The sequence below is a fragment of the Pseudomonas sp. MF6767 genome (assembly GCF_016405475.1).
In the GTDB taxonomy this organism is placed as follows: domain Bacteria; phylum Pseudomonadota; class Gammaproteobacteria; order Pseudomonadales; family Pseudomonadaceae; genus Aquipseudomonas; species Aquipseudomonas paracarnis.
On the sequence record NZ_JAEKCY010000012.1, the window covers coordinates 69,419 to 82,688 of the forward strand.

Sequence of the window (13,270 nt, forward strand, 5' to 3'; positions counted from 1 at the left end):
AATGAGCGCATTCTTCAAGAGGATGGGCGCCGTGCTGGGCAGGGTTTGGGTTTGGAGCCTTCTGCTGGCGCTTTCCTGTGCGGCACTCGTGTGGTTTTTAGGGCCGCTGTTGGCAGTGGATGACTATCGTATCTGGCAGGGGACGACTGCTCGCCTGCTTACCATCAGCATCGTGTTTTTACTGTGGGGGCTGGTGATAGCGCTTACGGATACTGGTAGTGCTACCAGGCGCCAAAGGCCCCCGCGTGAGCAGCCGTTGAAGTGGGTCGAGGATGAGCGCCGTCAGGTAAGCGTTCGATTCAAAAACGCTGTGCATCTGCTGAAAACATCCAGCCATTATGGCGTGCATAACGCACGGTGGCGCCATGATCTGCCGTGGTACCTGTTGATCGGCGAGCCGGGCAGTGGCAAAACGCAGTTACTGGCTGCCGCCGGCTTGCCGTTGGCGCTCGACCCTGCCCAAGGGCGACCAATGGGCAGTAGCACTCATTGTGAATGGTACTTTGCCGCCGCAGGCATACTCGTCGACACGCCGGGGCGCTACCTTACCCAGCCTGACAGCTCAGTGGATGCCGCAGGTTGGGCAACCCTGCTCAATCTGCTCAGATGGCGGCGCCGAGTGCGTCCGCTGAATGGTGTAGTGGTGACGCTGTCGGTCGACACGTTGTTGAGCATCAACGAGTACGACCTGGATCATCACGCACGCCGTGTGCACTCACGTTTGCAGGAGATTCAGCAGACGTTGCATGTGGATGTGCCGATCTACCTGGTTTTGACCCAGGCCGATCGGTTGTCGGGATTCGCTGAGTTCTTCGACCTGCCCCACGCAGAGAGTGCTGACAGCTTGCTTGGGCAGCACTTGGACGCCCATGTCGAGGATACTGACACTACGCAGGTTCGCCGGGCCGTCGAGCGATTGTTACAGCGCTTGAATAGTGAGCTGATCGGGCGATTGCACCAGGAGCGCAATGTCGAGCGCCGGGGGCTGATGCTGGGATTCCCCCAGCAGGTGGCACGAATAGGTGAACGCGTGAATCTGTTCGCTGAAATGGCGTTTTCCTCTCATCGCTACCAACCCATCAATGGTCTGCGAGGGATTTTCCTGACCTGCGCCGATGGCCGGCACCCGCGATTTGTGCAGGGCCTGTTCAGCCAGGCAATCTTTGCCGAAGCCGACCTCGCTGGCTTGCAGGCCGAGGAACGACAGCGAATCCGTTGGCGCCAGGGGTTGCAAGCGATGGCCGTAGCCTTGGTTATTGGCGGTGTCGGCGGGCTGTGGTGGCACAGTTATGCCGTCAACCATCAACGACTGGCGCAGTTGGCGGCACTGGTAGCTCTCCCGCCGCTTGGCTCGCAAGCCAGCGATGACAGCACGGCGCTGTTGGCGCTGTTGGATACGCGGCTGGCGGCGACCCGGGTTTTTCCCAGGTCGGCAGATGTGCGCCTGGTCGAGCACGTTGGGCTGTATCAGGGCGAGCTGAGTCGGCCCAGTGTCGAACACGCCTATGAGCAGGCACTGCACCAGCAATTGCTGCGTTGGATAACCGCCCAACTGGACGAGCAGGTATATGCCAGCCTGGGAGATCGGGACCGGCTATTGGTCAATCTGCGCGCGTATTTGATGCTCAACTTGCGCGAGCGCCGTGAGACTGCTTGGCTGGCACAACATATGGCGAGCCTCTGGTCGGAGCGTTTTGCCGGGGACATGTCGACACAGAAGCGCCTGACTGATCACTTTGCGCGGCTGCTTGAGCGTCCGTTTGTCGGGCCGCTCAACGAGGAACGGGTGGCTCAGGCTCGCGAAGCACTGAGGGGCGAGTCATTGGCCGACGTGGTGTATCGGGTACTGCGCGAACAAGCCCGCGATCTGGAACCCTTGCGCCTGGCCGAGGGCAATGTATTCGCTGGTATCGCCCCCTCCGTACCGGGTTTCTATACCAAAAGGTATCTGCAGTACTTTGAGACGCAGGGTCCACGGTTGGTTGACACCATTGCCCGGGATAACTGGGTGCTCGGTGAGGGTACCGATCTGGGCCATCAAGATTTGAGTCGGCTGATGGCGCAATTGCAGCAGCGCTATTTCAGTGAATATGCCGATGCCTGGAGCGATGTTCTCGGCCGTATCACGCTGCAAGAGACCGACAGCCTACGCCAGGACGCCGAGCAGCTCATGAGCCTGACTTCGGCCCAGTCCCCTTTGATTCGGTTGTTGCAACAGTTGCGTGAAAACACGCGTTTGCTGCCAGGTCATGAGCTGCTCGATAAAGCAGTGCAACATCCCGCAGACGTGGCCAAGGCGGCGCTGGTGGCTGGGACTGATGCTGCGCGGCGGGCGCTGCAACAAAAATTCGAGCCTTTGCATCAATTGCTGGATGAGCAGAACAACCCCGGAGCAGAGCTGACCCAGGCTTTGCGTCAGTTGGATGAACTGCACTTGCAACTGACGGCATTGAACCGTGACAGCGCACCCGAGCAGGCAGCCTTCCTGCGTGCCCGGCAGCGTATGGAGGGGCAGCAGGATGTGCTGGGTAGCCTGCGTGATGCCGCTGCGCGTCTGCCGCTACCCGTTGCCGGCTGGCTTGAGGGCCTGGCCGACGAGAGTTGGCGGCATTTGCTGGAGCAGGCCTATGTGCACGTCAACCAACGCTATCAGAGCGATGTGCGTAGCCCTTACGCCAAGGCAATTGGACGACGTTACCCGTTCCATGCCAACGCGAGCAATGACGTAGCCCTTCATGATTTTCAGGAGTTCTTCAAGCCACGAGGGGTGATGGCGCGCTTTTATGAGAACTACCTGCGGCCTTTCATCAGTGTCGACGGCACTCGCTACCGATTGCGTGGGCTGGATGGCCAGAGCTTGCCGGTTTCGCGTTCGCTGTTGGAGCAATTGACAAAAACCCAGGCCATACGCCGCGGTTTTTTTACCGAGGACACGGAGGAGTTATCTGTGCGGTTTACCGTGGCGCCCTACAGCCTGGACCCATCGATCAGTCGTGCGATTCTGCGCGTGGGTGACCAGCAATTGGAATATCGCCACGGTCCCATCGTGCCCGTGGCGTTCCGTTGGCCCACCGATGCAGACAATGGGCGCAGCAGTCTCGTCCTGGAGAAAGGCACCGAGCAGCGACCCTTGGGAATCGAGAAGAACACAGGGGCTTGGTCACTGTTCCGGTTTCTGGACCAGCTGCAGAGAGAACCCGCCAGTGGGCAAAATGCTCAGGTTTTCAAGGCAGACCTCGCCGGCCTGCGCGTCAATTACCTGCTGACCAGCCAACGCACGCCTGTCCCGTTTGATGTGGATACGTGGCGCACCTTTCGCTTGCCGGAGCAACTGTGAAGATGGCAGCCCCCTGGCGCAGCGCTGGTCGTACGCAGCAGGGGCAGGCGCGGCTGCGCAACGAGGATGCATTCCTGGACGACCCGCGCCGCAGCTGCTGGGCGGTTGCGGATGGCATGGGCGGGTATCGCAACGGGGATTTCGCCAGCCAATGGGTAATCAGGCAGTTGGCAGCCGTGTCGGCTCAGGGCAACCTCGATCAGCGTATCCAGGCCGTTCGCAGTTGTTTGCAGGGCGTCAACCAAGGGTTGAGGCGTGCATGGATAGAACCTGGTGCACCTGCTGACGCGACGATGGGCAGTACCGTAGTTGCACTGCTGCTGGAGAAAGGCCGGGCGGCTTGTCTCTGGGCGGGAGACAGTCGCTGCTATCTATGGCGCGGGCAGAGTCTCTACCAATTGTCGAAGGACCATTCGTTGCTGCAGCGGCTCATGGACGAGCGTCACCTCAGTGCCGCGCAAGCCCAGGCCTACCCCGATGCCAGGGCCTTGACCCGAGCCGTGGGCGCGGGTTCGCGGTTGCACCTTGAGGCATTGGAACTCAGTACCCGCCCAGGGGATGTATTTTTATTATGCAGTGATGGTTTGTATCAGGCCCTCAGCCATGTGGACCTGGGACGAGCGTTGAGTATGCAAACGCCCCAGCAGGCAGTGGAACGGCTATTTGCAGGGGCGTTGCGCAGGCCGGTACATGATGACCTGACCGCGGTTGTCGTGCAGCCTTCAGCGCGTCGCCACAAGCCTTGCGTCTGCTGGTTGGGCGTTATCACCTTGAGCATGTCTTGGGCAGAGGGGGTATGGGCGTTGTGTACCGTGCGCGCGACCTGCTGCACGAGCAATTAGGCGAGCGCTGTTCGAACGTGGCGCTCAAGCTGGTGGACGAATCCATTTCCCAATGTCCCGATGCGCATGTGTTGTTGTACAACGAGTTTGCGTTGACCCGCAGCCTTCGGCACGACCGCGTGGTACGGACGTTCTCGTTCGAAGTCGACACACACAGCCAGGTCGCGTTCTTCACCATGGAGTTGTTGCAGGGGCTGACCCTGGACCGTCTGCTGCTGGAATGCCCTTATGGGTTGCCCTGGCGCGAACTGCAACCCATCGCCGTGCAGTTGCTGGATGCCTTGGTCTACACCCACCAGCAAAACGTGCTGCACGGTGACGTCAAACCAGCCAATGTCATGGTGGGCGAGGAGGGCGTGCGCTTGTTCGACTTTGGGCTGGGCCATGCCGCCGGGCAGGCTGGGGTGGGTTTGCCGAGTGTCAGCCGCAGTCGTTTCAATGCCTGGACACCTGCCTACGCAGCCCCGGAACTGTTGGCCGGCGGGGCGTTGACCGCGGCCGCCGACTTGTACGGCGTGGCCTGCATCCTATACGAACTGGCCCATGGCAAGCGCGTTGGCGAACGTTGCGCAATGGACCGGCTGTCCCGGCCTGCGCAGTTGCCCAGGCATTGCTGGGCGGCGTTACAGGCTGCGCTCGCGGTGGACCCGCAGCACCGAAGCATAACGGTCGCCGAGTTGCGCCAAGTCATGGGGCGCAACCGGCCACGCTGGCGCTTGTAGGGAAGAGGTCAAACGGCCAAGCCGTGCAACTGGCAGTACTCCAGCCAGTCCATGCCCGCCATCTGTGCGACTTCTTTATGCACTTCACGGCGCTGGGCCTCGAAGACTTCGGTGGAATCGGCCGTCAGCTTGAGGGTCAATTCCCAGGCGAACAGCTGTTGCTGTTCAGCGTGTGCCTCGAAAGCCTCATGCAGGCGTTCAGCGCGATACTGCGCCAGGGTTTCGCCCCTGGCCTGGGCTACCAGCGGGTTAAGACTGTCCAGCTCGGCAGCGACCTGCGGTTGTTCGCGCAGAAATCTGTCCAGTGCAAGCTGATAAGTATCGTTAGGCGTCGACACAGATAGACACCTTAACGAGAAGGATGAGAGCTGCTATCGGACGTGCGTGCGTTGAGGTGATGGCGGGCACGCTTGCGCGACCTGCGTCGCATCCAGTTCTGCAACGGCGCCAGCAAGAAAAACATCAGATAGGCGATCAGCACCAGCGTCAGGTCTACCCAGGTTTCAGCCACAGGCCCGGTAAACAATTCAATGACGTTCTTGATCACAAACAGCAACACCACGCTGCACAACCACAGCACAATGGTGACGAATAGAGGACGCATGTTACTTGAGCGCTTGTCTTGCATAGTGAGGTTCTCTCCTTTGGCCTGTTGTCGTTCCAGGCAAGATTCCCTGAGTGCGTACCCATTATCAGACAGGTTGTAACATCGTTTAACACGCACAAACCGTGCGGATGATACCGACTCAGACAGCCTTAGGGGATGATTCAAGTCAGAAAGTTCGATAAATCTGTAGGGATTTAGTCTAGCAGCCAGGCATTCACTGGTAAAAAGCCGGGCTGGGGCGGGGATAAAGGCTTTCGCTTCGGCTATCAGGGCGTGTAGCGTTAGCGGTGTTTCCGGCCGCTGATCTTCAGCGGCAGTCGGTGACAGGCAGAGGACGGCCCATGGCGCACACCCTGTTCAAACTTTTCCTGACCCAGCGCCTGGCGGTCCTGGCCAGCACGGAGTCGTTGCGTGCGATTCGTGAGGGGCTGCTGTGGATTCTGCCGTGCCTGTTGGTGTCCGCCGGCTTCCTGATTCTGTCCGAATGCGCCCTGGCGCTGGGGTTCGATCCCCAAGTGGTGAGTTTCCTGGCGGGGTTGCATAAACAGATCAGTTCGGTGATCCCACTGCTGGTCGCGGCCTCCATCGGTTATATGTTGGCGATTCAACACCGTCTGCCACAGCTGCCGGTTGCCTTCCTGTGCCTGGCCCATGTGGTGGTCGCCACCTTCGTGCTGCGTGATTACCCGCGTGCTTCGGCCACGTTCCTGCTGTTTATTGCCATTGCTTCGCCCTTGATCAATGTGCCTGCCATTGCCTGGCTGCACCGCTTTCGCTGGACACGCCTGGTCAACCAAGACCTGGTCGGCCATAACCTCAAGGGCACCATCAACATGGTGATACCCGGCGCACTCACGGCCTTGTCGTTGGTGACGGTGTTGTCGTTGCTGCTGTTGATACCCCATGTGGCGCAAATCCAGGGTCCGCAGGTGCTTGATGCGTTGCAGACGCCTTACGGCAGCGGGTTGTTTGTGACACTGATGAATTCGCTGCTGTGGTTCTTCGGCATTCACGGCGTGTATGCCATGCAGCCGCTATTCGATGCCCTGGACCAGGCCGTGGCGCTCAATGGCGCAGCGTTGGCGGCGGGGGAGCCGGTGCTGTACTTGCTCAATAACGGCTTGCTGGGCAGTTTTGCGTTTATCGGTGGTTCGGGGGCAACCTTATGCCTGCTGCTGGCGATCCTGCTGTTTTCCAAAAGCCAGTCCATGCGCTTGCTGGCGGTAGCGAGTTTGCCGTTGTCGTTATTCAATGTCAGCGAGGTGCTGTTGTTCGGTTTGCCGATCATCCTCAACCCGCGCCTGTTTATACCGTTTCTACTGGTACCGGCGTTCAACGCGATGGTGGCGTTGATGGTGGTACAACTGGGCTGGGTGTCGCCGGCGGTGGCCAGCGTGCCGTTTACCGCCCCGGTGCTGCTCAATGCATACCTCAGCACCCATGGCGACGTGGCGGCGGTGGTGTTGCAGATCGTTCTGCTGGGGGCCGGCACGCTGGTGTATGCGCCCTACGTGAGAGCGATTCATCGCCAGTCCAGCGATGGCGGCACGGTGTATCTCAAATCTTTGGACATGACCTTTCGCGGCCTTGAGGAAAAAGGCCGTCTGCTAGAGTTCGACCCGGTGCTGGCCACCCACCAGACATTGGCCCGCCAGGCGGCTGAGTTGAACCGCATCCAGCAGATCAGCGATTACGAGTTCTATCTTGAGTTTCAACCCCAGGTCTCCACCCGCACCGGTTTGTGCACCGGGTGCGAGGCGCTGATGCGCGCCCGGGACAGCCAGGGCACGGTGCATTCGCCGTGGGAGTTCCTGCAATGGCTGGCGCACGCCAGGCTGATGCCGGACGTGGATGTGTGGGTGGCATCCCAGGCCGTGCGCCAGTATCAGAAATGGCAGAAGATGGGTTTTGAACTGCCGATGACCATCAATATTTCCAGTACCACACTAAAGGACGCCGCCTATGGCGACCGCCTGGTGGAAATTCTTGGCCAGGCCCGTGGGCAAGTTTCAGTGGAAATTACCGAAGACGCGCTGGTCAGCGACATCCCGGCCACCCGCCAGACCATCCAGAAGTTGCAAGCCATGGGGGCCAAGGTCTATCTGGATGATTTTGGCACTGGGTTTTCTGCGTTGAGCTATCTGCATCAGTTTCCTGTGGATTTCATCAAGATCGACCGCAGTTTTGTGGTTGCCCAGCACGACCCTAAAGGCGCCCAGGTGCTCACCGGTATGTTGCGCTTCTGCGAGGCCCTGGACCTGGGCGTGGTAGTGGAAGGGGTCGAGACGGCTGAGCAATTGGCCTTTTTGAGTAACGGGCCTGAGTTGTTTATCCAGGGCTGGTATTTCAGCAAGGCACTGCCTGGGGATCAGTTGCCGCGCTTTGTGCTTGAGCGCAGGGCGTTGGTCTGATGACCGACCCTATCTACCTGGCACCCCGATCCAACTGTGGGCGCTGGCTCGCCGGCGACGACCATAGGTAACTACACAACTTTGGTGCGACGCTGGACCTGTGGCGAGTGAGCTTGCTCCCGTGACGGACTGACAGCCGACGCTGATCTAACTGACGCACCGCGATCTAACTGTGGGAGCTGGCTTGCCTGCGAAGACGGCCTGACAGCCGATACAGTTGGATCGTGTACATATCCATTCCTGCGGTAACGGCTAATTGGGGCTCCGCCCTGACGCCATCACCTCCCATCGCCAAGCCTTGAAAGAATTTTCCTACAGGTGTTGACCTTGCCACTACGGGAACCTTTAGGCTTTTTTCCGAGTATGTCCCACCACAAAAACAAGATTCAGGGGTTATCAATGGATACTGCTACCCTGCAACAACGCTCGGATTCCGATCTGTTCACCACCGCCTCGCGGCTGATGACGAATGCCTTGGAACCCGGCGCCAACTACACCCAGGTCATCCGCGCGCTGGAAGCGCTGCTCGCACTGACTCGGCAAGGCCTGGCGGGAGACGCTGGCGCCTACGCGCACTACCAGTCAGCCCTGCTGCAACTTCACATTCCAGGTGACCCGCGCACCGAGCCGACCCGGCGCTGGATGGCCAGCGAGGTCTACCGCGTCGAAGATGAGTTCGCCGCCGACGTGCCGGGCTTCACCGCGTTGCCGGTGGAGGAGTTCCGTCAACAGGTCGACGCTGAAATCGCCGCACGCAGCCGGGTCAACCACCCGATGTCGGTACACCTGTTCCAAGGTACGCCGCCGGTGCAGGATGTGCGCTTCTTCCTGGAGCATCACTGGACCCGTTCCTACAACTTCTACAGCCTGCTGGCCGAACTGGCTTTTCGCTTCGAAGCCATCGAGGACGCCTCGGTGTTTTACCGCAACCTGTACGGCGAAGCAGGGGCTGAGACACCGGAGCGTTCGCACCCGGCGATGCTCGCCCATCTGATGGAGTATTTCGATATTCCGCTGGCCATCGACTTTCCCGCGCTGCATCCGCTGGAAAAGGCCTACCTGAATAATCGTATTCGCTGTGTGCGCCACACGGATGTCGCCTGGGGCCTTGCGCTGCTGTATGCGGTGGAGTCTGTCAGTTGCGTCAACCATCGGCGCATCTACGAGCTGTTGCAGCGCCTCGACGTTCCAGAGCAGCCCAGCGAATTCCACCGTTTGCATGGCACCCAGGATGAGATCGACACCGAGGAAATGTGGGCACTGATTGCCAAGTTCGCCAGCGAGGAGGGCTTTCAGCGCACGTTCATGCGCGCACTCAAGCGCCACTTCGAAATCAACAAAGCCTACTTCGACAGCCTGTGGCAGCAGATGCAGGCCCAACGCCTGTCTGCCTGAACGACCTGCGATCCGAAAACAAAAATAATGGAGCACATGATGAGCCCACGTAATTTTTCCCTGCCGCAATTGCAGAATATTCACACGGCCGAAGCCCGTCTGTTGGCGGAAGCCTTGAAGCCGGACGCGACGTTCAATCGCATCGAAATTGCTGCCAATATGCTGCGCGCCCTGTGCGAGACCGGCCAACGTGGCGACGCCGCGAATGCAGCGCAGTGCCAGCAATTGCTGTACATCCTGTCGCTGAGCGATGACGTGGCCACCGCCTCGACCCGGCGCTGGCTGGCCAATGCCGTCTATAGCGTACAAGAGCGTTTCATGCCGTCAGCCGACCTGGCATCCCCCTTGTCCGAGGCCGGTTTCCAGCAACGCCTGGAAGAGCAGATTGCCGCGCAGTCGCGGGAAAACCATCCGATGTCGCAGTATGTGTTTGAAGGCAAAGCCTCTCGCGAGCAACTGCAGGTGTTTTTGCGTCACCAGTGGTTCCGCACGTACCGCCTGTACCGGGATGCCGCCGACCTGCTGGTCAACCTGACCGACGTGGACGAAGCGGCCGCCCTGGCGCGTTATCTCTACGGCGAGTTGGGCGAAGAAGACGAGCGGCGCTCCCACCCCCGCCTGTTAGCCAAGCTGCTTGCCGCCGTGGGCCTGAATGCCGATTTCGAGGCGCTCTCGACGATGCCCGAGGAAATCGCCTACCTCAACAACCGCGCACGCTGTTTCCGCAACCCCGATGTCGGCTGGGGCCTGGCGGTGTTCTACATCACCGAACTGGTGGTGCCGGGCAACCACGGCAAGCTGTACAACGCCCTGCGCAACGCGGGCTTGAGCCAGGATGACGCGGAGTACTACGAAGTGCATATCAGCCTGGTGCCGCCGCGGGCCAAGCGTGAATGGGCGCTGATCTCACGGCGTATTCCGGACCTCGGGTTTCAGAATGCGTTCCTGACGTCTTTGGCCGAGCACTTCCGGCTGGAGCGGGCTTATTACGATGCAGTCTGGGAAGAAGTACAACGCGTGAAGTAGCCCTCCCTGGACAACCCGAGTAACCCGACATGCCAAGTCATATCACTGAATCCCGTATCCACGGGGGCGCTTACTCGTCCCCGGAATTTGCTGCGATCTTCTCTGATGCCAATCAGGTGCAGAAGTGGCTCGATGTTGAAACAGCGCTGGCGGCGACCCAGGCGCAGATGGGCCTCATCCCCCACGAGGCCGCCCGGGAGATTGCCCGGGTAGCCAGCGTGGAACTGCTGGACCTCGACGCGTTGGGGCGCGAAGGCCTGGAAACCGGGCACATCCTGGTGCCGACCCTGCGCGCATTGCAGGGGTTATGCGCCGATGGGCTGGGCGAATACGTGCATTACGGCGTGACCACCCAGGACATCCTCGACACCGGGCTGATCCTGCAAATCCGCGATGCCTGGGGCCTGGTGGTGCAGCGTTTGCGCGGGATCCGTGGGCATCTGCTCACGCTCGCCCTGCGCCATAAGCACACGCCGATGGTCGCCAGGACCCATGGTCAACACGCTTTGCCCACCACGTTTGGCTACAAGGTGGCGGTGTGGGTCGATGAGCTTGATCGACACCTTGAACGCTTTGAAGAAGCCTACGCCCGGGTGATGGTCGGCAACCTGACCGGCGCCGTGGGCACCCTGGCCGGGCTTGGCCCGCAGGGTTTGGAAGTGCAGCGCCGTACCCTGGAAAGCCTCGGCCTGTCGGCACCGTTGAGCAGTTGGCACAGCGCCCGCGACCGCATCCTGGAAGCCGCGTGGTTGCTGGTGCAGGCGTCGGCGACGTTGGGCCGTGTCGCCAATGAGATCTACCACCTGCAGCGCACCGAGATCGACGAAGTGCGCGAGGGGCGGCGAGCCGGGCAAGTGGGAAGTAGCACCATGCCCCACAAGCAAAACCCATCGACGGTGGACCTGATCAGCGCGCTGTCGCGGCTGGTGCGCGCGCAGATGGTTGCGCTGACCGACGCCGCTTTCCAGATGCACGAGCGTGACGGCACCACTTGGCGCATCGAATGGGCGGCCTTACCCGAGCTGTTCATTTACGCCGGTGCGTTGCTCGCTCGTATGGAAGGCTTGCTGCAGGCTGGGCTGCAGGTGCGTGAAGCGCGCATGCGCAGCAACCTGGACTTGCTGGGCGGGCTGATCCTGTCGGAGCGCGTGATGCTTGCGCTGGCGCCTCGGTGTGGCAAGCAGACGGCCCATCATCTGGTGCACGACATCGCCCTGCAGGCCCAGGACGCGGGCGTTTGCTTTCGCGATGCGCTGCTTGGCGACCCTCGGCTGCGCGGTTGTTTCAGCGCGCAAACGCTCGACGACTTGCTTGACCCGACAGCCTACACAGGGCTGGCGGCCGAGATGGTCGATCTGGTGGCAACTAAAGCAAGACCTCGCGCTTCAGGCGATGGCGCTGAGGCGGTGATGGCAACCCAAGGCAATACCAGTCAGTCCCTGTACGCTACGGAGGGTATGTGATGGATGCGCAAACATTGGAAGTGACAGCCCGTGCGTCTTGCACCGCACGTTCGGACCACCCGGGCTTTGATCATGACGGCGAGCAATGCCGCCACGAACACAGCCACATCCTCGATTCGAAAACCCACGGTTCGGGTTATGCCGGCCCGCAGAGCCGCAAGATCTTCTGCAGTCATTGTCGCCTGCAACGTTGGCTGGACGTGGAAGCTGCGCTGGCCATGGCCCAGGCCGATGTCAACATCATCCCGCGCGAGGCGGCCCTGGAGATCGAAAAGGCCGCGTTGCTATCGGGCATCAATGTGCGCCAACTGGCCGAGGGCGTGGCTGCCACTGGGCATTCGCTGATGCCATTGCTGAGCGCCCTGCAAAAAAATTGTAGCCCCAGTGCCCGTGAATACGTGCATTACGGCGCTACCACCCAAGACATCCAGGACACCGCCCAATCCCTGGAGATGCGCGATGTGCTTGATGCGATGGATCAGGCCCTGGAGACTTTGCTGGGCAAGTTGTCGACCCTGGCCGATGCGCACCGTGACTCGCTGATGGTCGCCAGGACCCACTCGATTCCCGCTTTGCCGACCACCTTCGGGCTGAAGGTCGCCGGCTGGATCGATGAGCTGTTGCGCCACCGGCAGCGCTTGGCCGAAGCCCGCCAGCGTGTACTGGTGGTGCAACTGTTCGGCGGGGTCGGCACCATGGCGGCGTTCGGCCCGGACGCCATGCCGATGCTGGATCGTTTTGCCCAGCGCTTGTCGCTGCAAGTGCCCCTGACGGGCTGGCATGTGTCCCGTGACCGCGTTGCGGAGTTCGTCAGCACCCTGGCCATGGTCACCGCCTCGTTGGCCCGCGTAGCCGATGAAATCCGTACGCTCAATCGTTGGGAAATCGCTGAAGTGGAAGTGGGCTGGAGCGACCAGCAGATCGGCAGCAGCACCATGCCGCACAAACGCAACCCCGAAGGCTGCGAGCAGGTGGTGGTGTTGGCACGGCTGGCCAAGGCCCAGGTCATGCTCGCGCTGGACGCGATGATTCTTGAGCATGAGCGCGATTACCGCGGTACGCGGTTGGAGTGGTGCGCGGTCGCGGACGTTTCCCACTATGCACTGATGGCGCTCTCGATTCTGACCGAGACCATCGATGGGCTCAACGTGAATGTGCAGAAAATGGAATGCACCGCCCAGGCCTATGGCGATGCCATCTGCACCGAAGCGGTGGTGTTCGAAATGGCGCGCAAGCTGGGCAAGAGCAGCGCCTACCAGATCATCTTCGAAGTGTCCCAGGCCAGCCAGCGCAATCACGTGTCGATCCGCGAGGCAATCGAGGCCGATGCGCGGGTGCTTGCGGTCATGAATGACGGCGCCCTGGCCCGGCTGTTCGAGCCCCGTACTCACTTGGGCATGTCCGAACGCATCGTTGACAACGTGCTGGCCAAACTCGCCGGCCACTGATCCCTTAACAGATTTGCAT

Annotated in this window: 9 protein-coding genes and 1 pseudogene; 8 read left to right on the forward strand and 2 right to left on the reverse strand. The window is 60.7% G+C overall.

All coding sequences use genetic code 11. The features are described 5' to 3' along the window. Position 1: 1 nt before the first annotated feature. The 3 genes and pseudogenes from tssM to JFT58_RS19125 all read left to right on the forward strand — a co-directional run bounded on the left by tssM (position 2) and on the right by JFT58_RS19125 (position 4,901). Positions 2-3,337, forward strand: coding sequence for a type VI secretion system membrane subunit TssM (gene tssM / locus JFT58_RS19115; RefSeq protein WP_054898534.1), 3,336 nt, complete (start codon positions 2-4; stop codon positions 3,335-3,337). 2 nt (positions 3,338-3,339) lie between these two features. Next, positions 3,340-4,059: pseudogene (locus JFT58_RS19120) on the forward strand (PP2C family protein-serine/threonine phosphatase); the annotation flags it as partial. Between the two features lie 74 nt (positions 4,060-4,133). Continuing rightward, a complete protein-coding gene (locus tag JFT58_RS19125) occupies positions 4,134-4,901 on the forward strand; it encodes a serine/threonine-protein kinase (RefSeq protein ID WP_034126095.1) in 768 nt (255 codons plus the stop codon). 8 nt (positions 4,902-4,909) lie between these two features. On the opposite strand, the gene JFT58_RS19130 is transcribed toward JFT58_RS19125, so the two are convergent. Both JFT58_RS19130 and JFT58_RS19135 read right to left on the reverse strand, forming a co-directional pair. Then, positions 4,910-5,239 (reverse strand): DUF6388 family protein, encoded by a 330-nt coding sequence (locus JFT58_RS19130; RefSeq protein WP_054898536.1) that lies wholly within the window; start codon positions 5,237-5,239, stop codon positions 4,910-4,912. Between the two features lie 11 nt (positions 5,240-5,250). Continuing rightward, the gene (locus JFT58_RS19135; protein ID WP_230032401.1) at positions 5,251-5,505 is read right to left on the reverse strand and encodes a hypothetical protein; all 255 of its coding nucleotides are present in this window, start codon (positions 5,503-5,505) and stop codon (positions 5,251-5,253) included. Positions 5,506-5,849: 344 nt separating this feature from the next. On the opposite strand from JFT58_RS19135, the gene JFT58_RS19140 reads away from it, so the two are divergent. The 5 genes from JFT58_RS19140 (at position 5,850) to JFT58_RS19160 (ending at position 13,251) form a co-directional block, all read left to right on the forward strand. After that, positions 5,850-7,919, forward strand: coding sequence for an EAL domain-containing protein (locus JFT58_RS19140; RefSeq protein WP_034126092.1), 2,070 nt, complete (start codon positions 5,850-5,852; stop codon positions 7,917-7,919). Between the two features lie 399 nt (positions 7,920-8,318). Continuing rightward, entirely contained in the window at positions 8,319-9,314 is a 996-nt protein-coding gene (locus JFT58_RS19145) for an HOASN domain-containing protein (RefSeq protein WP_054898538.1), read from the forward strand. Positions 9,315-9,353: 39 nt separating this feature from the next. Beyond that, entirely contained in the window at positions 9,354-10,340 is a 987-nt protein-coding gene (locus JFT58_RS19150; protein ID WP_060764836.1) for an HOASN domain-containing protein, read from the forward strand. A gap of 29 nt (positions 10,341-10,369) precedes the next feature. Next, positions 10,370-11,803 carry an adenylosuccinate lyase gene (gene purB, locus JFT58_RS19155; protein WP_054897489.1) on the forward strand — a complete coding sequence of 478 codons (1,434 nt, stop codon included), beginning with the start codon at positions 10,370-10,372 and terminating at the stop codon, positions 11,801-11,803. Next, the gene (locus JFT58_RS19160) at positions 11,803-13,251 is read left to right on the forward strand and encodes a class-II fumarase/aspartase family protein (protein WP_198834495.1); all 1,449 of its coding nucleotides are present in this window, start codon (positions 11,803-11,805) and stop codon (positions 13,249-13,251) included. The genes purB and JFT58_RS19160 overlap by 1 nt, the downstream gene beginning before the upstream one ends. Positions 13,252-13,270: the final 19 nt, after the last annotated feature.

Excerpts from the sequence above, each read along its gene's own strand:
- tssM (WP_054898534.1), top strand. The coding sequence starts at position 2 with ATGAGCGCATTCTTCAAGAGGATGGGCGCCGTGCTGGGCAGGGTTTGG.
- JFT58_RS19125 (WP_034126095.1), top strand. The coding sequence starts at position 4,134 with ATGGGCGTTGTGTACCGTGCGCGCGACCTGCTGCACGAGCAATTAGGC.
- JFT58_RS19135 (WP_230032401.1), bottom strand. The coding sequence starts at position 5,505 with ATGCGTCCTCTATTCGTCACCATTGTGCTGTGGTTGTGCAGCGTGGTG.
- JFT58_RS19140 (WP_034126092.1), top strand. The coding sequence starts at position 5,850 with ATGGCGCACACCCTGTTCAAACTTTTCCTGACCCAGCGCCTGGCGGTC.
- JFT58_RS19145 (WP_054898538.1), top strand. The coding sequence starts at position 8,319 with ATGGATACTGCTACCCTGCAACAACGCTCGGATTCCGATCTGTTCACC.
- JFT58_RS19150 (WP_060764836.1), top strand. The coding sequence starts at position 9,354 with ATGAGCCCACGTAATTTTTCCCTGCCGCAATTGCAGAATATTCACACG.
- purB (WP_054897489.1), top strand. The coding sequence starts at position 10,370 with ATGCCAAGTCATATCACTGAATCCCGTATCCACGGGGGCGCTTACTCG.
- JFT58_RS19160 (WP_198834495.1), top strand. The coding sequence starts at position 11,803 with ATGGATGCGCAAACATTGGAAGTGACAGCCCGTGCGTCTTGCACCGCA.